Origin of the sequence: Nesterenkonia sp. F (assembly GCF_000220985.1) — a bacterium.
In the GTDB taxonomy this organism is placed as follows: domain Bacteria; phylum Actinomycetota; class Actinomycetes; order Actinomycetales; family Micrococcaceae; genus Nesterenkonia.
The window spans coordinates 1-19,027 of the sequence record NZ_AFRW01000033.1; the positions used below are offsets into that span (position 1 = coordinate 1).

Annotated in this window: 16 protein-coding genes; 7 read left to right on the forward strand and 9 right to left on the reverse strand. The window is 73.0% G+C overall.

Annotated features, from left to right (window positions below; all coding sequences use genetic code 11):
* Positions 1-100: 100 nt before the first annotated feature.
* On the reverse strand, positions 101-616 hold the full coding sequence (locus GU5_RS0103180; RefSeq protein ID WP_010524136.1) for an A24 family peptidase: 516 nt from the start codon (positions 614-616) through the stop codon (positions 101-103).
* A 114-nt stretch (positions 617-730) separates the two neighbouring features.
* Between GU5_RS0103180 and GU5_RS13780 the strand changes: the two genes are divergently transcribed.
* A complete protein-coding gene (locus tag GU5_RS13780; RefSeq protein WP_010524137.1) occupies positions 731-1,417 on the forward strand; it encodes a rhomboid family intramembrane serine protease in 687 nt (228 codons plus the stop codon).
* Between the two features lie 33 nt (positions 1,418-1,450).
* On the opposite strand, the gene GU5_RS0103190 is transcribed toward GU5_RS13780, so the two are convergent.
* On the reverse strand, positions 1,451-2,824 hold the full coding sequence (locus GU5_RS0103190; RefSeq protein ID WP_010524138.1) for a PhoH family protein: 1,374 nt from the start codon (positions 2,822-2,824) through the stop codon (positions 1,451-1,453).
* A 364-nt stretch (positions 2,825-3,188) separates the two neighbouring features.
* A complete protein-coding gene (locus GU5_RS0103195) occupies positions 3,189-3,965 on the reverse strand; it encodes an isoprenyl transferase (RefSeq protein ID WP_010524139.1) in 777 nt (258 codons plus the stop codon).
* Positions 3,966-4,077: 112 nt separating this feature from the next.
* Between GU5_RS0103195 and GU5_RS0103200 the strand changes: the two genes are divergently transcribed.
* Positions 4,078-4,788, forward strand: a complete 711-nt coding sequence (locus tag GU5_RS0103200) for a hemolysin III family protein (RefSeq protein WP_010524140.1) — start codon at positions 4,078-4,080, stop codon at positions 4,786-4,788.
* Between the two features lie 37 nt (positions 4,789-4,825).
* Here the strand turns inward: GU5_RS0103200 and GU5_RS13785 are convergent, their stop codons facing one another.
* Together GU5_RS13785 and GU5_RS0103210 are read right to left on the reverse strand one after the other, a co-directional pair.
* Positions 4,826-7,060, reverse strand: a complete 2,235-nt coding sequence (locus GU5_RS13785) for a thioredoxin domain-containing protein (protein WP_010524141.1) — start codon at positions 7,058-7,060, stop codon at positions 4,826-4,828.
* A 68-nt stretch (positions 7,061-7,128) separates the two neighbouring features.
* The gene (locus tag GU5_RS0103210) at positions 7,129-8,802 is read right to left on the reverse strand and encodes a GMC family oxidoreductase (RefSeq protein ID WP_010524142.1); all 1,674 of its coding nucleotides are present in this window, start codon (positions 8,800-8,802) and stop codon (positions 7,129-7,131) included.
* Positions 8,803-9,108: 306 nt separating this feature from the next.
* On the opposite strand from GU5_RS0103210, the gene GU5_RS0103215 reads away from it, so the two are divergent.
* A complete protein-coding gene (locus GU5_RS0103215) occupies positions 9,109-10,557 on the forward strand; it encodes a dicarboxylate/amino acid:cation symporter (RefSeq protein WP_010524143.1) in 1,449 nt (482 codons plus the stop codon).
* A 109-nt stretch (positions 10,558-10,666) separates the two neighbouring features.
* Here GU5_RS0103215 and GU5_RS0103220 read toward each other — a convergent pair whose 3' ends face one another.
* The 4 genes from GU5_RS0103220 to mca all read right to left on the reverse strand — a co-directional run bounded on the left by GU5_RS0103220 (position 10,667) and on the right by mca (position 15,381).
* Positions 10,667-11,629: an endonuclease domain-containing protein gene (locus tag GU5_RS0103220; protein WP_010524144.1), complete on the reverse strand. Its 963-nt coding sequence runs from the start codon at positions 11,627-11,629 to the stop codon at positions 10,667-10,669.
* 147 nt (positions 11,630-11,776) lie between these two features.
* Positions 11,777-13,885, reverse strand: a complete 2,109-nt coding sequence (locus tag GU5_RS0103225) for a prolyl oligopeptidase family serine peptidase (protein ID WP_050806573.1) — start codon at positions 13,883-13,885, stop codon at positions 11,777-11,779.
* 58 nt (positions 13,886-13,943) lie between these two features.
* Positions 13,944-14,357: a hypothetical protein gene (locus GU5_RS13790; RefSeq protein ID WP_010524146.1), complete on the reverse strand. Its 414-nt coding sequence runs from the start codon at positions 14,355-14,357 to the stop codon at positions 13,944-13,946.
* A gap of 163 nt (positions 14,358-14,520) precedes the next feature.
* Complete coding sequence (gene mca, locus GU5_RS0103235; protein ID WP_050806576.1) at positions 14,521-15,381, reverse strand: mycothiol conjugate amidase Mca; 861 nt, start codon at positions 15,379-15,381, stop codon at positions 14,521-14,523.
* 423 nt (positions 15,382-15,804) lie between these two features.
* Between mca and GU5_RS13795 the strand changes: the two genes are divergently transcribed.
* From GU5_RS13795 to greA, 4 genes are all read left to right on the forward strand, one after another.
* The gene (locus tag GU5_RS13795; protein ID WP_010524148.1) at positions 15,805-16,230 is read left to right on the forward strand and encodes a DUF4307 domain-containing protein; all 426 of its coding nucleotides are present in this window, start codon (positions 15,805-15,807) and stop codon (positions 16,228-16,230) included.
* Entirely contained in the window at positions 16,227-17,114 is an 888-nt protein-coding gene (locus GU5_RS13800; protein WP_010524149.1) for an extracellular solute-binding protein, read from the forward strand. The genes GU5_RS13795 and GU5_RS13800 overlap by 4 nt, the downstream gene beginning before the upstream one ends.
* A 2-nt stretch (positions 17,115-17,116) precedes the next feature.
* Complete coding sequence (locus tag GU5_RS0103255; protein WP_010524150.1) at positions 17,117-17,944, forward strand: ABC transporter permease; 828 nt, start codon at positions 17,117-17,119, stop codon at positions 17,942-17,944.
* A gap of 451 nt (positions 17,945-18,395) precedes the next feature.
* Complete coding sequence (gene greA, locus GU5_RS0103260; RefSeq protein WP_010524151.1) at positions 18,396-18,899, forward strand: transcription elongation factor GreA; 504 nt, start codon at positions 18,396-18,398, stop codon at positions 18,897-18,899.
* The last annotated feature ends 128 nt before the right edge of the window (positions 18,900-19,027 follow it).

Below are 19,027 nucleotides of genomic sequence, written 5' to 3' on the forward strand. Positions count from 1 at the left end.
CGCAGCTCCCCCGCCGATATGGATGAATTCCTCATGACCACGGGGCGACGCCGGGCTCACCGGCCCGGCGGCCGCGATGAGCTCGGCGACGGCCGGCGGCTCAGCTGATGATCAGCGCGATCGCCGCGCCGAGGATGAGGAACGGCCCGAAGGGGATGCGGCTGCGCCGGCCCGCCCGGCGGGTGATCAGCAGCCCGGCGGCGACCAGCCCGCCCAGCAGGAACGCCAGCACGACGGCTGCCAGCATCGTCGTCCAGCCGAGGAACCCGGTGTAGAGCCCGAGCACCGCCGCCAGCTTCACATCCCCCATCCCGAGCGACGGCGGATGGATCAGCCGGATCAGCAGGAAGGTCCCTCCCCAGATCAGCGCCGCGGCCGCCGCGCGCAGCAGACCCTCCAGGTCGCCGGTGAGCAGGGTGACCCCGGCCAGCACCCCCAGCGTCGTGAGCCCCCACGGGTAGAGGATGCGGTTGGGCAGCCGGTGCTCGGCGAGGTCCACGAAGCTCAGCGCCACTGCGCAGAGGGCGAAGGCCGCGCCGCCGCACAGCAGCAGCACGCCGGCGAGCAGGTCGAGCATCGAGCCGGAGGTGAGGAGGTCGCCGATATGGGGGATCACGGGAACCAGCGTAGGCCGATCCGAGCGATGCCGGGAACGGTGGAGGCCGACCTGTGGAGGGCCGCGACCCGCATCCGCCCGTAGGATGGAGATGACTCACGAGAGCGAGGCATCATGAGGAACACCCCCGCCAGGACGCCGGAGGGCGACGGCGGCGACTCCTGGGGCGCGCTGGCCCGCGACGCACGCTCCCACCTGCTGCGCACCGCCCTGCCGGTGCTGATCCCGGTGGCGGTGATGTGGGTGATGCTGCTGGTCCGCCTGGTCACCGGCAACTGGCTGACGCTGTCGCTCAGCCTCGAGGCGCGCGAGCTCTCCGGGCTGATCGGCATCGTCACGATGCCGCTGGTGCACGGCGGAGTCAGACACCTGATCGGCAACACCGTCGCCTGGCTGCTGCTCGGCGGACTGATCGCCCTGCTCGACCGCCGCTTCCCGCTGATCCTGCTGCTGATCTGGCTGCTCTCCGGCGCGGTCCTGTGGGTGATCGGCACTCCGTGGGTCTGCCAGGCGCCCGGCTCGCTGGACTGCGCCGGCCACCACATCGGCGCCTCCGGGGTGACCTACGGCTTCGGCACCTTCCTCATCGCCTACGGCGTCCTGACCCGACGGATCGTCGCCGTGCTGGTCGCCGTGCTCGTGCTGCTCGTCCACGGGGTCTCGATGCTCTTCGGCATGCTGCCGTTCACCGCCGGGACGGGCGTCTCCTGGACCGCTCACCTCTCCGGCGCGATCGCCGGCGTCGCCGTGGCCTTCCTCATGACGCGGACGGCCCGGGCCGCACGAGCGGCCCGGGCCTGATCAGCATCGTCGCGCGCCGGAGCGGCCGCGCGCTCAGCCCTGGTCGAGCAGCTCGGTGACCAGCGCGGCGATCCGCGAGCGCTCGGAGCGGTTCAGCGTCACGTGGCCGAAGAGCGGGTTGTCCTTCAGCGTCTCGACCACGGCGGCGACTCCGTCGTGCCGGCCCACGCGCAGGTTGTCGCGCTGGGCGACGTCGTGGGTGAGCACGATCTTGGAGTTGTGCCCCATCCTCGACATCACCGTCAGCAGCACGTTCTTCTCCAGCGACTGCGCCTCGTCGACGATCACCCAGGCGTCGTGGAGGCTCCGGCCGCGGATGTGGGTCAGCGGCATGACCTCCAGCAGCCCGCGATGAGCGACCTCGTCGAGGACGTTCTCGCTGACCAGCGCACCGAGCGTGTCGTAGACCGCCTGCCCCCACGGGTTCATCTTCTCCGTCTCGGTGCCCGGCAGATAGCCCAGGTCCTGGCCGCCGACGGCGTAGAGCGGGCGGAAGACCACGATCCGCTTGTGCTCGCGCCGCTCCAGCACCGCCTCGAGGCCGGCGCAGAGGGCCAGGGCGGATTTGCCGGTGCCGGCGCGCCCGCCCATCGAGACGATCCCGACCTCCCGGTCGGTGAGCATGTCGATGGCCAGCCGCTGCTCGGCCGAGCGGCCGTGGACGCCGAAGACCTCGCGGTCGCCGCGGACCAGCTGCACGTGCTTCTGCGAGGCCCCGTCGATGCGGACGCGTCCCAGCGCCGAGCCCGTGCCCGAGGAGATCACCAGGCCGGTGTTGGTGGGCAGGTCCTCGGCGTCGTCGAGGTCGATCAGCTCGCCGTCGTAGAGGCTGGAGAGCTGCTCGTCGGTGGCGGTGACCTCGGCCAGTCCGGTCCAGCCGGTGTCGGCGACCCACTCGTTGCGGTACTCGTCGGCGTCGAGGCCCATGGCCGAGGCCTTCACCCGCATCGGCAGGTCCTTCGAGACCACGGTGACCTCGCGGCCCTCGTCGGCGAAGCTCTTGGCCACAGCGAGGATGCGCGAGTCGTTGTCCGAGCCGCGGAAACCGTGCGGCAGCACCTCCAGCGAGATGTGGTTGAGCTCGACGAGCAGGCTCCCGCCCTCCTCGTTGAGCGGGATCGGCTGGTTCAGCGCCCCGTGGGCGACGCGCATCTCGTCGAGCAGCCGCAGGGCGGTGCGAGCGTAGTAGCCCAGCTCGGCGTCGTGCCGCTTGCCCTCCAGCTCGGAGATGACGACGAGGGGGACGATCACCTCGTGCTCGGCGAAGCGGAGCATCGCCCGCGGGTCCGAGAGCAGCACGGAGGTGTCGAGCACATAGGTCTTCTGCGCGACCGCGCCGGCGGACGCGTCCCGCGCGTCGGCCGAGTGCTCAGGGGTGGTCGGGGCGGAGGAGTTCAGGGAGGGCACGATTTCTCCAGACCGGGGAGCGGCGGCCTCGGCGCCCCGCAGGCCCCGGCCGTCGCCGGCCGTGCCCGGAAGGACGCGGGGCGGATGCCGCTCCCGCTTCGACGATCGGACGGTGTGTGCGGTTCGGCCCGCAGGGGCCGGACCGACCCCATCTGCCGTACGGCATGTGTCGGGCCTCTCCGGTCAGGTTCCTGACACTGCCCAGACTAGACCTGCCCGCCGCGGCTGGGGTCAACAACACGGACGTCGAGATGACGGCTCGGTGAACTCTCCCCCGCCCCGGCGATGACCACGAGCCGGACGGCGCATGACGTCTCCAGGTCACCGCCGTCGCCGGGCGGCGAAGCTCCGTGCCCGGCCCGGCTCAGCCCCCGTAGCGCCGCTGGCGCTGGGCGAAGTCGCGCAGCGCCCGGATGAAGTCCACTCGGCGGAAGTCCGGCCAGAGCGCCTCGCAGAAGTAGAACTCCGAGTAGGCCGACTGCCACATCAGGAATCCGGAGAGCCGCTGCTCGCCGGAGGTGCGGATGATCAGGTCCGGGTCGGGCTGGCCGCGGGTGTAGAGCCGGTCGGCGATCGCCCCCGGCGTCAGCTCCTCGGCCACCGCGCCGGGACTGCGTCCCCGGCTCTCGGCGTCGCGCAGCAGCGCCTTCACCGCGTCGACGATCTCCTGGCGTCCGCCGTAGCCGACGGCGACGTTGACGTGCACCGAGGGCGGCTCGTCGTCGGCGATCTCGGCGATCTCGCGCAGCCGGGCCGCCAACGGCTCGGGCAGCAGCTCCGGCGCTCCGACCGGGTGGACGCGCACCGGGCGTCCGCCCGGCCGCGACTCGGCCAGCCGCTCCAGCGTGTCGCCGATGATCTCCATCAGCTGGTCCAGCTCCTCGGAGGAGCGGCTCATGTTGTCGGTGGAGAGCATGTAGAGCGTGACCGTCGGCACGTCGAGCTCGGCGCACCATCCGATGAACTCGACGATCTTGTCGGCTCCGGCGAGGTGCCCGTCGGCGGTGTGCGCACCGGCCTGGCGGGCCCAGCGACGGTTGCCGTCGACGACGACGCCGATGTGCCGGGGCAGCCGGTCGGCGGGCAGGGCACGGCGCAGCCGCCGCTCATACACCGCATAGGGCAGGTCCCGCAGGCTCATGGCGCCTCCTCGCTCATCGTCGTCGCCGACGGCGGAGCGTCGACGCGGACACCACGGTATCGCGCGGCGACGGTGTTACCTGCCGGTCACTTCCCCGGCGTAGACTGGGGCCATGACCCTGCGGACCGACTCCCGAGACTCCCCGGGCGAGCGCCCGCAGGCCGAGCCGTCCGCCTCCTCCCGGTCCGCTCCGGCGATGCCGCCCAAGCCGGCGATGCGCGGCTGGCTGCATGCGGGCATGGTGCCGCTGGCGCTGGCCGTCGGCGTCGTGCTGGTGGTGCTCGCGCCGCCGGAGTTGAGGATCCCGTCGGCCGTCTACGCGGTGACCGGCCTGCTGCTCTTCGCCGTCTCGGCGACCTACCACCTGGGGCATTGGCGTCCCCGCACGCGGATGCTGTTGAAGCGGCTCGACCACACCAACATCATGCTGATCATCGCCGGCACCTACACGCCGCTGACGCTGGCGCTGCTGCCGGCGCCGAAGGATCTGATCCTGCTGACCGGAGTCTGGGTCGGTGCGCTGGGCGGCGTGGCCTTCCGCCTGCTGTGGACGGCGGCGCCGCGCTGGCTGTACGTGCCGGTCTACGTGCTGCTCGGGCTGGCGGCCGTCGTCTTCCTCGGCGACTTCTTCGCCGCCGACGTCGCCGCCGCGGTGCTGATCTGCGTCGGCGGGGCCGCCTACATCACCGGAGCGGTCGTCTACGGGCTGAAGCGGCCGGTGCTCTCGCCGCGCTGGTTCGGCTTCCACGAGCTCTTCCACGCCTGCACGCTGGTGGGTTTCGTCTGCCACGCCGTCGCGATCATGCTCGCCGTGCTGGGCTGACTCCGGCTCGGCGCGCCGGCCGACTCAGGCGGGCGACTCAGCCGGGCGGCCGCTCGCCCAGTCGCCCCAGCGCGGCGGCGACGGTGGACTCCGGCGGCAGGCAGACCATGGCCTCGACGGCGTTGAGGCAGACGCTCAGCCGCAGCGGACGCCCCGGCCCGATCGCGCCCTCGGCGGGCGGCTCGACGGCGGGGCCGTGCAGCACCGCCGCCCGGCGCACCGCGGCCAGGTCCTCCGCGGTCGCGGAGAGGATCCGGAACGCCGGCGACCCGACGGCGACGCGCCGCAGCACCTGCAGACTGGAGCCGACGACCATCGGGGCCCGCGGGGCGGCGGTCGGCGCATGGTGGAGGATGTCGGCGGCGCGCAGGGCGTCCTCGTCGGGGAGCCCGTCACCGTCGGCGGTCGCCACCAGGGCTTCGGCCTGCTGCAGCGCGTCGGCGGCCGCGGCGACGCCGCCGGGCTCGGGCCCGTCGAAGGGCGTGGCCAGCGCCGGGCCCTGCAGGGCGGCGGTGAGCATCGCGCCGCCGTCGGCGCTCTCCACCAGGGCCGGACGGCCCTCCTCGTCCTCGACGACGAAGCGCCGCCGCAGCGTGGCCAGCAGCCGACGCCCGCGGTCCAGCCAGCGCTGCGCGTCCCCTGCTCCGACCGAGGCGAGCGTGAAGCAGGCGCTGATCATCTGGGCGTGATCGGTCAGCGTGCCCAGCGCCGCATCGGCGCGACCGGCATGGGAGACGCGGCGGACCACCGGACCGGCGTCGGCGTCTCCGGCGGCGAGGCCGGGGCCGACGTCGCCCGTCCCGTCGTCGACGTGGACGTCCCAGAGCCTCTCGCCGAGCCGTCCGGCTCGCTCCAGCAGGTCCTCGTCCGCCCAGCAGACGGCGGCCTCGGCCAGCGAGCGCACCGCCATCGCGTTCCAGGCGGCGACGGCCTTCTCGTCGCGCGCCGGCTGGGCGCGGGCCGCTCGACGACGCCGCAGCACCGGCAGCACGGCCTCCCACACGCGGCGGTCCTCGCCGCTGAGCGGAGCGTCGAAGTGCACAGTGCGCGGAGTGTCCTCGGTGACGTGCGCCGCCGTCCCCGCCTCGTCGGCGGGCACGCCGCGGTCGAGCGCCACCAGCCGGGCCGCGTCGTCGTCGCCGAGCCCGGCCGCGCGGGCCGCGGCCCGCAGGTCGCGGTCGCTCATCAGGTAGGTCCCGCCTTCCTGGTGGCGGCCTGAGGCGTCGACGGTGTCGGCGTCGAGCGAGGACGCCAGCAGCCCGGAGTCCAGCAGCATCCGGCGGTGCAGCCAGTCGACGACGCCGCGCCCCACCCGCTCGGCCTCGGCGCGCGTCGCCTCCGTGGCGGCCGGGTGCACGCTCAACCGCGCATAGTGGCCCAGCAGCTGGGCGTTGTCCGCGAGCATCTTCTCGAAGTGCGGCAGCGCCCAGGCGCGGTCGGTGGCGTAGCGGGCGAATCCGCCCTCGATCTGATCGTGCAGCGCAGACCGGCCCATCGCCTCCATCACGCGGATCGCCGGCGGACCCGCCGGGGACTCGGGATCCCGGGCGGCCTCCTCCAGCAGCAGGCCCAGCAGCGGCGACGGCGGGAACTTCGGCGCCGGGGAGAACCCGCCGTGGACGGTGTCCTCCTCGGCGAGCAGCGCCTGGATCGCCTGCGCGACGACGTCGCCGGCCTGCGCGAGGATCCCCGTGCCCGGCACGCCGTCGTGCTCGGGATGGGGCGCCCCCAGCTCCTCCGCAGGCGCAGTGGCCAGCTGGGCCTGGCGCCGTCGCTGGTCGCCGAGCGCGGCGGCGATCTGCGCCGCCGAGGCCTCGACCTCATCGCGCCGGCGTGTCCAGGCGGCCCGCACGGCGTCGAGGACCTCCGCGAAGGACGGGATCTGTCCGCGGCGCCGGGGCGGGAAGTAGGTGCCGGCATGGAAGACGCGGCCCGAGGGATCGGTGAAGACGCTCATCGGCCAGCCGCCCTGCCCGGTGAGGGCCTGAGTGGCGGCCATATAGGCGTCATCGACGTCCGGGTGCTCTTCGCGGTCGACCTTGATCGCGACGAAGCCGTCGTTCAGCGTCTCCGCGATCTGTGCGTCGGAGAAGGACTCGGCGGCCATCACGTGGCACCAGTGGCAGGCCGAGTAGCCGATCGAGACGAAGACCGGCACGTCGCGGCGTCGGGCCTCGGCGAAGGCCCCCTCGCCCCACGGATGCCAGTCGACCGGGTTGTCGGCGTGCTGGCGCAGATAGCGTGACGAGCTCTCGGCGAGGCGATGTCCCATGCCCCCAGTCTCGTCCACCGGCGCGCCGCCGTCGACGGGTCCCCGGCACCGAGCGTCCGCTCCGCCGCTCATCCCGCCGGTGCGACCCCTTCGCTCCGGCCCGCCGAACCGACACGCTCCGCCGTACGGCCCGGCCCCAGATCCTCCCGGATGAACCGGGCGCCCTTCTCCCCGATCATGATCGTCGGCGCGTTGGTGTTGCCGGTGGTGATCGTCGGCATGATGGAGGCGTCGATCACGCGGAGGCCGTCCAGCCCGCGCACCCGCAGCCGGGGGTCGACGACGGCGCCGTCGTCGACGCCCATCCGGCAGGTGCCGACCTGGTGGTGATACGTCACCGCATACCGGCGGATGTAGTCGATCAGCTCGTCCTCCTCGGTGACCTCGGGACCGGGATGCACCTCCACCGCGCCCCACTCGTCGGCCAGGGCCGGCTGGGCGAGGATGTCCCGGCACTGCTTCAGCGAGAAGAGCAGCGCCTCGACGTCTCCCGGGTCGGCGAGCGCGCCCAGATCGATGCGCGCCGGGTCCTCCAGTCCGGGGCCGGAGAGCGTGATCTCCCCGCGGCTGCGGGGCGAGACGATGCCGGAGTGCAGCGTGAAGGCGGTGCCCTCGACCTCCTCCATGCCCGGCGAGTACATCGGCACCGCGAAGAAGATCGGCTGAGTGTCGGGGACGGTGAGGTCGGGCCGGCTGCGGGCGAACAGGTGGGTCTGGGTCACCGAGACGCCGGGCTTCGGCGGGTCGACGTCGCGGGACATCGACACCCCGATCACCGGCGCCAGCAGGTGGTCGTGCAGGTTCTTGCCCACGCCCGGCAGGTCATGCACGACGTCGACGCCGGCCTCGCGCAGCTCCTCGGCCGGACCGATGCCGGAGCGGAGCAGGATCTGCGGAGAGTCCAGGGCCCCGGCGCAGAGGATCACCTGGTCGGCGCGCAGCTCGCGCTCGTCGCCGGTCCTCCCCAGGCGCACTCCGACGGCGGATCCGTCCTCGACGATCACCGAGTGGACGTGGGCCTCGGTCAGGATGCTCAGCCGATCGCGCACCGGCTTCAGATGCGTCTTCCAGGTGTTGACCCGCTCGCCGTCGCGGATGGTGACCTGCTGCTGGGACACGCCGTCGAGCGTCTCGCCGTTGTAGTCGGGGTTGTACGCGACACCGGACTCCACGGCGGCGTCGACGATCGCCTGATGGATGGGTTCGAGCGGATAGTCTCCGTCGACGGTCAGCGGGCCGCCGGATCCGCGCAGCTCGTCGGCGCCGGAGGAGAAGTCCTCGAGCTCTCGATAGATCGGGAGCACGCTCTCCCAGGACCAGTCCGGCCCGCAGTCGACGGCCCAGCCGTCGAAGTCGCTCGGCGCGCCGCGCACCCAGATCGTGGCGTTGAGCGCATGGGAGCCGCCGAGGACCTTCCCGCGGGGCAGGTGCATCGGCTGGTCGGCAGTGCCCTCCATGCCCACGGTGTAGTAGTTCCAATCTTCGGGACCGTGCCAGAGCTCCCCCATCCGGGAGAGATCGTGGATCGCCGGATTGTGGTCCTCCCCTCCGGCCTCCAGCAGGGTCACCGCGACGCCGGCGTCGACGAGCCGGCGGGCGACCACGCAGCCGGCCGATCCGGCTCCGACGACGAGAGCCGTGGTCTCCGAGGTCGACGTCGCGCTCGGCGACGTCCCGAGAGTCGGGCTCTCATCGGCTCGGGCCGATGTGCTGGCGGACGTGCTGGCGGGTGACGATGTCATGGCAGGTCGCTCCTCCTCAGTCGAACCGCGCCCGGGCGGGGCGGGCAGGTCAGGTCGCATCCCACTTTCGGCGCCCATCCGGGCCCACCGGTTGTGATTCACTGCACACTGCCATGCAGGTGGTGCACGATCCTCCGACTGTGACGTGCACGACTCCCCCGTAACCTGCGTTCATCCGCGGAATAGCGCCGATCCCGACCCCGTTGGCGTCTCCGTGCCGCGGCGGGCGTCGACGGCGTCGACGACGTCGGCCCGCACGGTGCCCGCCGCACCGCCCCCTGAACACGACGTGAACGGAGCCGAAGCATGTCCGCCACCGCGGAGCCCGCCGAGAAGACCCGCGCCCGCCGATTGCCGCGATGGATGACCTCCTTCGGCAACCAGATCCTCGCCGCCCTGGTCGTGGGTCTGGGCGTCGGGTTCATCGCCCGGTCGATGGGCGGCGACCAGGACGACCCGAACTGGCTGACCACCACCGTCAGCGAGGTCGGCGGCGTCTACGTCTCGCTGCTGACCGCCGCCGTGGTGCCGCTGGTGTTCACCGCCGTGGTCACCTCCATCGCCCAGCTGCGCCAGGTCACCAACGCCGCCCGACTGGCCGGACAGACGCTGCTGTGGTTCGCCATCACCGCCTTCATCGCCGTGCTGCTGGGGCTGGCGATCGGCACGATCGGCCGGCCCGGGCAGCACACCGGCGTCGAGGCCGACGCCGCCGCGGCGCCGTCGAGCCAGGGTTCATGGCTGGGCTTCCTGGACTCGATCGTGCCGGCGAACTTCATGGGCCTGACCGCCGAGTCCTCGACGGCCGCCTCCGGCGCCGTCGAGACCGGCCTGACCTTCAACGTGCTGCAGATCCTCGTCATCTCCATCGCCATCGGCATCGCGGCGATGATGATCGGGCCGAAGGCCGAGCCGTTCCTGGACGTCACCTCCGCGATGCTCGCGATCATCCAGAAGGTGCTGTGGTGGATCATCCGCCTGGCGCCGATCGGCACCCTGGCGCTGATCGCCCGCGCCGTCGCGACCTACGGCTGGGACGCGCTGTCCTCGCTGGGGATCTTCGTGCTGTGCATGTACGTCGGCCTGGCGCTGGTCTTCCTGGTGGTCTACCCGATCCTGGTGCGCAGCAACGGGCTGGCCGCCAAGCAGTACTTCACCGGCGTGTGGCCGGCAGTGCAGCTCGGCTTCGTCTCCCGCTCCTCGGTGGGCACGATGCCGCTGACCCAGCGGGTCACCGAGCGCAATCTCGGCGTGCCGCGCTCCTACGCCTCCTTCGCCGTCCCGCTGGGCGCGGTGACCAAGATGGACGGCTGCGCGGCCCTCTACCCGGCGATCGCCGCGCTCTTCGTGGCCCAGTTCTTCGGCCTGGACATGAGCATCACCCAGTACGTGCTGGTCGTCTTCGTCTCCGTGATCGGCTCCGCCGCGACCGCCGGCACCACCGGCGCGACGGTGATGCTCACGCTGACGCTGTCCACGCTGGGACTGCCGTTGGAGGGCGTGGGCCTGCTGCTGGCCGTCGAGCCCATCGTCGACATGGGTCGCACGGCGCTCAACGTCGCCGGCCAGGCACTGGTGCCGACCATCGTGGCCAAGCGTGAGGGCATCCTCGACCAGGAGCTCTACTCGGCCCGCCGCACCGGCCTGCCCTTCGACGACGACACGGAGGAGGGCTCAGCAGAGGACTCAGCAGACGGCGCTGAGGAGAGCTCCGCGGGCGGGGCAGAGTCCGTCGAGGCTCCCGCCGCCCGCTGACCCGCTCCTCCGGCACCTCCCCCACCATCGAGCGGGGGATCCACTACCGCTGAATCGCCGCATCGGCGGCACAGCGGTAGTGGATCCCCCGCTCGATGCGTCGGGGCCCTCAGACCGCAGCGCCCTGCCGCCGCAGCGCCGTCCGGACCATCGCGACGGCCCCGCGGAAGCCGGCGCGCAGATCCGCCCGGTGGAAGCAGAGCACCACCCACCCGGCGGCGCGGAAGACGTTTTCCCGGTGCTGGTCGGCGCGGTGTTGCTCCGGGGTGTAGTGGGTCTCGCCGTCGTACTGGATCGCGATCCCCCACTCGGGATAGGCCATATCCGCCGGCGGCGAGAGCGGATCCCCCAGATCCGCGGGGACCTGCAGCGCCGGCTCGGGGAGCCCCGCCTCGATCAGGGCCAGACGGAGCAGAGTCTCCGGTGGCGAATCCGCTCCGCACCGGACGTCGTCCAGCGCCGCCGTCGCTCGACGGCGGCCGCGCACCCGGCGCGTGCCCCCGAGCACCTCGGACAGATCGTCGAGGGTCGCGAACGGCTCCGCCCGTCCCTCGTAGAGTGCCCGGGGCCTGCGCACCAGCTGGTCACCGAGCACCACGAGCTGACGGATCGAGCAGCTCGCGGCCAGCTCCAGCCAGGTGCGCGCCGGCGAGCTGACGCGGAGACCGTCGAACGTCACGACGTCGTGGTCGCGCACCGTGCTGCGGTGCCCGACGACGCCGGCCCGCTCGACGCGGGTGTCCGACGCCGGGGCCTGGCTGAGATGGACACGAAGGTCCTGTTCCAGATGCGGCGGCAGGTGGAGCCCGCGGATCCGAGCCGCCGTGGTGTGCGAGAGCCAGGTCTCGGGGACCTCGACGGCGAGGGCCCGGGCGACGAGCAGGCTGCGGTCGACGGGCGAAGCCGAGGCGACGAGAGCGGCCGGTGCGTGGACGCCGGAACCGAGGGAGACGACGTCGTCGTAGGTCAGCCGTCGCGCGTCGACGCCATAGCGCCGCGCCTGGTCGAGGGTGAAAGCTCGATCCGACAACGCGGCGGGCAGCGGGAGGCGGCGAGGCTGGCGACGAATCACGCCACGAGTCTGGACCAGATGCTCGTCGTCGCGCTGACGTTCTCCACAACCCCGCATCGAGCGGGGGATCCACTACTGCTGAATCGCCGGATCGGCGGCACAGCGGTAGTGGATTCCCCGTTCGATGCAGGAGGGGAGCGCCCCGGATCACCGGGTCAGCGTCAGCCGCGGCACGTCCGGCGGCTCGAAGCCCAGCACCTGCCCGTAGAAGCTCAGCGACGCCTCGAAGCTGGCGATGATGTTCTCCGCCTTCCGGAAGCCGTGCTGCTCGCCGGCGAAGAGCAGATAGGCATGCGGGATGCCCTTCGTCGCCAGCGCGTCGCGGAAGCGCTCGGCCTGGCTCGGCGGGACGATGCGGTCCTCCTCGCCCTGGAGCAGCAGCACCGGGCAGCTCAGCGACTCCACATGGCTCAGCGGCGCCCGCTCGCGGTAGACCTCGATCTCCTCCGGGTACGCCCCGATCATCTGGTCGAGGTAACGCGACTCGAAGTCGTGGGTGTCCTCGGCCAGCCCGACCGCGTCGGCCACGCCGAAGCTCGACACCCCGGCGGCGAAGACCTCGGTGCGCGTCAGGCAGGCCAGCGTCGTCCAGCCGCCGGCGCTGCCGCCCTCGATCGCCAGCCGCTCCCCGTCGGCGATCCCCTCGGCCACCAGATGCCGCATCACCGTCACCGTGTCCTCGACGTCGACGACGCCCCACTGCCGCTTGAGCCGGTCGCGATAGGCCCGGCCGAAGCCGGTGGAGCCGCCATAGTTGATGTCGACGACGCCGATGCCTCGCGAGGTCCAGTACGCCACCGCCGGCGAGAGCCCGACGGCGGCCTGCCCCGTGGGGCCTCCGTGGACCTGGGCGATGAACGGCGGCAGCTCCCCCTCGGGCCCGACGACGCCCTCCTGCCGCGGCGGGTAGAGCACCGCGTGGACGTGGTGGCCATCCTCGGCGGTCACCGTGATCGGCTCGGGGACCGGCAGCAGACCCGGGGCAGGGGCGTCGCGCCGCGAGGAGCGCAGCGTGCGCAGCCCGGTGATCCGCCAGCCGTAGCCGTCGTTGACCAGCCGCCCGGCCTGCACGCCGAGGAACTGCTCCGGCGAGGTCCCGGTGAAGGCCACCAGTCCGTCGTCGCGGACGACGGCCCCGGCGACGTCGGTGTGCGGCACGTGCAGCTCGGCCACCGCCCCGGTGGAGAGGTCGAGGACGCCGAGCAGGTCGACGGCGGTGCCGTGCCGGATCAGCGCGGTGTCCGGATCGAGCAGCGTCAGCCACTGCTCGCCGAGCTGCCAGAGCGGCCCCGCGTGCTCGCGCTCCTCGCGCAGCAGCTGGGTCGCCCCGGTCGCCGCCGACCAGCCCCAGGGGTTCCACCATCCGGAACGGTCGGAGAGGTGGACCAGCCGCTCGGCGTCGCGCCACTCCGGCTGCAGCACCGAGGTGTGCTCGTCACCGTCGACGACCTCCTCCTCGACCACGACGCCGTCGACCAGCCGCCCGACGTGCAGCGCGGTCCCGTCCCAGGGCATCTGCGGGCGCTCCCAGGAGATCCACGCCAGCCGCGTGCCGTCGGGCGAGATCCGCGGGTGGGCCACGAAGCGCGACGACGGCGTCACTCGCCGCACCCGGGCCGGGTCCTGCGCTGCGGAGCCGTCCAGCGGCACGGCGGCGATATAGCGTTCGATGTGCGGGGCGCCGTCGGGGCCGCGGCGGTCGGCGGTGTGGTCCTCGCAGATCCACCAGACCTCCGTCACGACGCCCGCGGGGGCCTGTCGGCCGGGGACGACGAGCGGCTGCGCCCAGCGCAGCGAGGGGCCTCCGGCCGAGGCGACCTCCGGACCGACCGGGCTGATCGGCACCGGCTCCTCACCCTCGCGGAATCGGTGGATGCGCTGGTCGGCGCAGTTCACGAAGAGCACCAGCGGCGACTCCGAGCCGTCGTCGAGCAGCTCGGCCGGCACGGCCGCCCACGCCGACCCGCCGTACTCGTGCACGCGGGACCGGGCGTCGAAGGGCGCCGGCAGCACGGTGACGACGTCGACGTCGGCCGCGTCGTCCTCCGGCGAGACCGGGGCGGCGGTGCGCACCAGAGCCTGGCGGCCGCCCTCGTCGGCACGTCCTTCGACCCACCAGAGATGGTCGCCGACGATGCTCGGCGCCGAGAGCCGATGGCCGCCCACGGCGAGCTGCTCGGCGGAGATCGCCGAGGGCCAGGCGCCGTGGGGCAGTACGCGCACCGAAGATGTTGCAGAGGTCACATGCGAGGCCATGCCGTCAGTCTAGGGGCTCGCCCCGGATGCTCGCCGGGCACCGGCCGACGGTCCGCTCTCAGTGCTCCGCGTCGCGGCTCTCCGTCGGCTGATCGTCGGCTCCGCGCGGGGCGCCGGAGGCGTCGCTCCCGGTCTCCTGCGGATCACCGAAGCGGTCGGCCGCCGCGGCCTCGCGAGCGCGCCGCTGGCCGGCGCCGATGCGGCTGGGCACGATCTCGGCCGGATTCACCTCGCCGGGGAACTCGACCTCGGTCCCCTCCTGCTCGGCCTCGACCGTCGAGCGGTACTTCATCCGGCGCATGCGCTTGGCCAGATCCCGGACGACGAGGATCAGCAGCACGGCGATCAGCGCAGTGAAGAAGAAGCCCTCGGGGCCGGGACTGATGTCCGTCTCCTCCAGCCCGGGGCGAAGGTCGGGCGAGTCGCCGCCTCCGCCGAGGGCGAGGGCGGTCGCTGCGGGTAGATGAAGCACGGGTCTCTCGCCTCTGGGTCAGCCGTCGGTCAGCGGCCGGCACGCGCCGGCCCGGGGCACCAGTCTACGCCTCCCGCGCGGCCTCCGCAGGCCGCCGAGGCCCGGCACAGCGCCGCACGGCGAGGGCGACGACGCAGGAACGGCGCGGGACGGCGCGGAGCGTTCAGCGCAGCCCGGCGAAGAGGTCGTCCTCCGGCGCCTGCGACTCCACGCGGGACGCGACCAGGATGTAGTCGTCATAGGGCCAGATCCGACGCAGCAGGTCGTTCGGCGTGGCGAAGAAGAAGCTTCCCGGGGCGACCTGGGTCCGGTGGGCCAGCAGTGCTCGATCGCGGTGCTCGATGAAGGGGCCGATCGGGACCTGGGTGGTGACCTCGTGCTTGGTCAGCCACGGCATGGCCTCGGGATCCTCGAAGCGCGCCAGGCGGTCGCCGAAGGGCGACTCCATGCCCGCCTCCTCCAGCGCCTCGTGGATCGCCCGGAAGCGCACCGGGTTGAAGGCCTTGTCGTAATAGAGCTTCTGCGGCTCCCACGGTTCGCCGACGCCGGCGTAGCGGCCCGGATCTCCGGCCACCTCGTAGGCCTCCTTCGCGATCCGGTGGGACATGATGTGGTCCGGGTGCGGGTATCCGCCGGACTCGTCGTAGGCGACGATCACATGCGGCCGGAAGCGGCGCACCAGGCGCACCAGCGGCAGGGCGGCCCGCTCGAGCGGCAGGGCGGCGAAGCATCCGGCGGGCAGCGGCGGCGTCGGGTCGCCCTCGGGCAGCCCGGAGTCCTCGAATCCGAGCCATTCGTGCTCGATGCCGAGCTCCTCGGCGGCCCGAGCCATCTCCTGCCGGCGCAGCCCGGGCAGGTCCCGATGGGCCCGCGGGATCTCGGCGGCCTCCTCGTTGAGCAGGTCGCCGCGCTCGCCCCCGGTGGCGGTGGCGACCATGACCCGGGCGCCGGCGGCGGCGTAGGCGGCCATCGTCGCCGCGCCCTTGGAGGACTCGTCGTCGGGGTGGGCATGGACGGCGAGCATCCGCAGGCCCTCCGACGGCGGCACCGTCGCCGCACCGGCCTGCTCGGCGTCGGCGTGCAGTCCGGTGTCGGGATCGAGGCGCGTCACCGGAGTGGTGGTGGGCACGTGGTCGGCCGGCTGGTCTGGCGTCGGGGTCACAGCTCTCTCCGTGGTCTCGATGTCGTGTCGATGTCGTGTCGATGTCGTCTCGACGAGGTCGGGGCGTCGGGGCGTCGGCGCGTCGGCGCCGCGGCGACGGGCTCGTGCAGTCGGGGCCGCACCGGCTCGCCGTCGCGGACGGGCCGCGGCGGAGCGACCCGTCGCGCAGTGCAACAGCAGGGCACGCGGAGTTCATCCCGGTGCGCCGCGTGACCCGGCGGACGCCGGCGCCGCACGACGTCGCCGTCGGGCGGACACCTGCGCCGACCCTCTAGACTATGCCCGATGAGCCGAGCCGCCGATCCCGCCGTCCTCGCCGAGCGCTACGGCACCGTGCGCCGTCGGCCGTCCCGCCGTCTGCGCACCGTGCTGATCAGTCTGGCGCTGATCGCCGCGCTGGGCCTGGGCGTCTGGGTCGTCGCGGACGGACCGAGCCGTCTGCCGGAGTCGAAGGACGTCGGCTACGACATCGTCTCCGACTCCGAGGCGTCGGTCGACTTCGAGGTCACCAAGGAGTTCGACTCCACCGTGCGCTGCATGGTGCAGGTCCTCGACGACTCCTACGCGGTGGTCGGCGCCGATACCGTCACCGTCGGCCCGCACACCGGCGACGACGTCTCCGAGCGGACGCAGAGCTTCACCGTCGATCTGCGCACCGAGCGCCGCGGGGTGACCGGCGTGGTCGAGTCGTGCTGGACGGTCGAGACGTGAGAGGTCGCACGCCGCCGCCGCGACCGAGCGCCCTGCTGGTGCTGGCCGTGGTGCTGGTGATCATCGGAGGGCTGACGCTCGCCGGCTGCGCGTCCCCGGCCGCCGAAGACGGCGGCGGCGAGGCGGAGCCGCCGGTGGTGCTGTCCGCCGCCTCCGCCGAGCCCGCGCTGGAGCGGCTGGCCGCCGACCCGGACGTCGCCGACGTCGTCTCGACCATGGCCCCGGAGTACGCCGGCACCTCGACGCTCGTCTCACAGATCGACTCCGGCCGCTCCTTCGACGTCGTGTTCAGCGCCTCACGCCGTCACATGACCGAGCTGCAGGACGGCGGACACATCGGCGGCGACCCGCTGCCCGTGGCGACCAACCGCCTCGTGCTCGCCGTGCCGGCCGAGAACCCCGGGGAGATCGAGAGCTTCGCAGACTTCGCCGACCGCGCCGAGGAGCTGACCACGGCGATCTGCGCCCCGCAGGTGCCCTGTGGCATGCTCGCCGGGGCCCTCTCCGAGGAACTGGCGCTGGACCTGCACGCCGACACCGAGGAGACCTCGGTGTCCTCGGTGCTGTCGAAGATCAGCCTCGGCGAGGTCGACGCCGGGCTCGTCTACCGCACTGACGCCGCGGCCGCCGGCGAGGACGTCCGGACCCTCGAGGTCCCGGAGCACGACGGCGGCACCAATCAGATGTGGGCCGGCCTCTCCGCCGCCCCGACGCATCCGCAGGCCGCCGAGCAGCTGATGGGCGAGCTGGCCTCGGAGGACGGCCGCGCGGCCTTCGAGGAGTCCGGCTTCCTGCCGCCGCCGGCGGCCGAGTCTGAGGACGACGCCGAGGACGAGGGCCATGACGACGGTGCCGCGTCAGCCGCCGACGACGCGGGCTCCTGATCATGGTCGGCCGGTCGTCCCGTCTCCGCTCCCGCCCGGCGATCCCGGTGCTGCCGCCGGCCCTGGGCGTGCTCGCGCTGCTCGGCGCCGCGCTGCTGGTCGGACCGGTCGTCGCGCTGGTGCTGCAGGCCGATCTGCTCGCCGTCCCCGACCTGCTCGGCGGCGACCGGGCGCGCGATGCCCTGGTGCTCAGCCTCTGGACGGCCGGCGTCTCGACGCTGATCTGCCTGCTGCTCGGCGTTCCACTGGGCCTGCTGCTCGGGCGCGGGAGGAGTCCTCTGCTGCGCTGGCTGCGCCCGCTGGTGCTGCTGCCGCTGGTGCTGCCGCCGGTGGTCGCCGGGGTCGCCCTGCTCGCGGCCTTCGGCCGCGCCGGAATGCTGGGCGGCACGCTCGAGCTGCTGGGTCTGCAGGTCACCTTCACCTCCGCGGCGGTGGTGCTGGCGCAGAGCTTCGTCGCACTGCCCTTCATGGTGCTCTCGGTGGAGTCCGCCGTGCAGGGCGTCTCGCGCGAGTACGAGGAGGCCGCCGCCACCATGGGCGCCGGACCTCTGGCGACTCTGTGGTGGGTGGTGCTGCCGCTGATCCGCCCGGCGCTGACCGCCGGAGTGGTGCTGGTCTTCGCCCGCTGCCTGGGTGAGTTCGGCGCCACGCTGGCCTTCGCCGGCTCGGCCCCGGGCATCACCCGCACGGCGCCGGTGCAGATCTACCTGCTCCAGCAGTCGGACCCGCGGACCGCCGCGGCGCTGGCGACGGTGATGATCGCCGCGGCCCTGGCCGTCGTCGCCGTCGTCCACGGTCCCGTCCGCGGCTGGTTCCGCCCGCGCGGCTGAGCCGCCGCGTCCGCCGCCCCGATCCGCCGACCCCGGTCGGGCGCCGTCGGCCCGGCGCCCTCAGTCTGGCGCACTCCGTCTGACGCCCTCAGTCTGGCGCCCTCCGTCTGGCGCCCTCCGTCTGGCACCCTCGGCCTGGCCCCCGTCCACGACGTCAGGCCCGACACGAGCGTCGCCGATGCCCGGAGGCATTGAGCCGCGGGCCGGATCCGCACTATCCTGGGGTACACGCAACACCACCCCGCCGGGGACGGCCCGGGCCGACGCCCGGGACCGCTGATCCTCAGGCGGGGTCTTTGCATGCACGACGAGGAACCTGACGGCATCGTTCCGACGGGGCCCCGAGCCGCCGCGGAGCGGTGCCGCTCGCTGTGGCACGACCCCGTGCGGCGAGGTCCGGACCCCGCCGAGGAGGACGGCACGGGTTCCTCCCCGAACCGAGGAGAAGACTGTGTCGACGAACACCCACGAGACCGACCCCAACGCCCAGTGGCTCACCCAGGAGGCCTACGACCGGCTCCAGGCCGAGCTGGACCACCTCCGCGGTCCCGGCCGGCAGGAGATCGTCGACAAGATCGAGGCCGCCCGCGAAGAGGGTGACCTGAAGGAGAACGGGGGCTACCACGCCGCCAAGGATGAGCAGGGCAAGGCCGAGGCGCGCATCCAGTACCTGACCCAGCTGCTGGAGAAGGCCTACGTCGGCGAGACTCCGGCCGGCGACGGCACCGTGGTGCCCGGGATGAAGGTCACCGCCTCCGTCGCGGGCAACGAGATGACCTTCCTCTTCGGCAACCGCGAGATCGCCGGCGACTCGGACATGGACGTCTACTCCCCCGATTCCCCCATCGGGCAGGCGATCAACGGCACCAAGGTCGGCGACACGCTCAGCTACGCCGCCCCGAACGGCAAGGAGATCCCGGTGGAGATCAAGGCCTCGGAGCCTTTCACCGGCTGATCGATCGTCGGAGCGACGCCGCGCGCGGCGTCGACGATGCACTGCGGGCCCGGCGCTCCGTCCTCAGGGACGGAGCGCCGGGCCCGCAGAGCGTCGGAGCCGCCTGCCGTCGCGCGCCGCGCGATGGA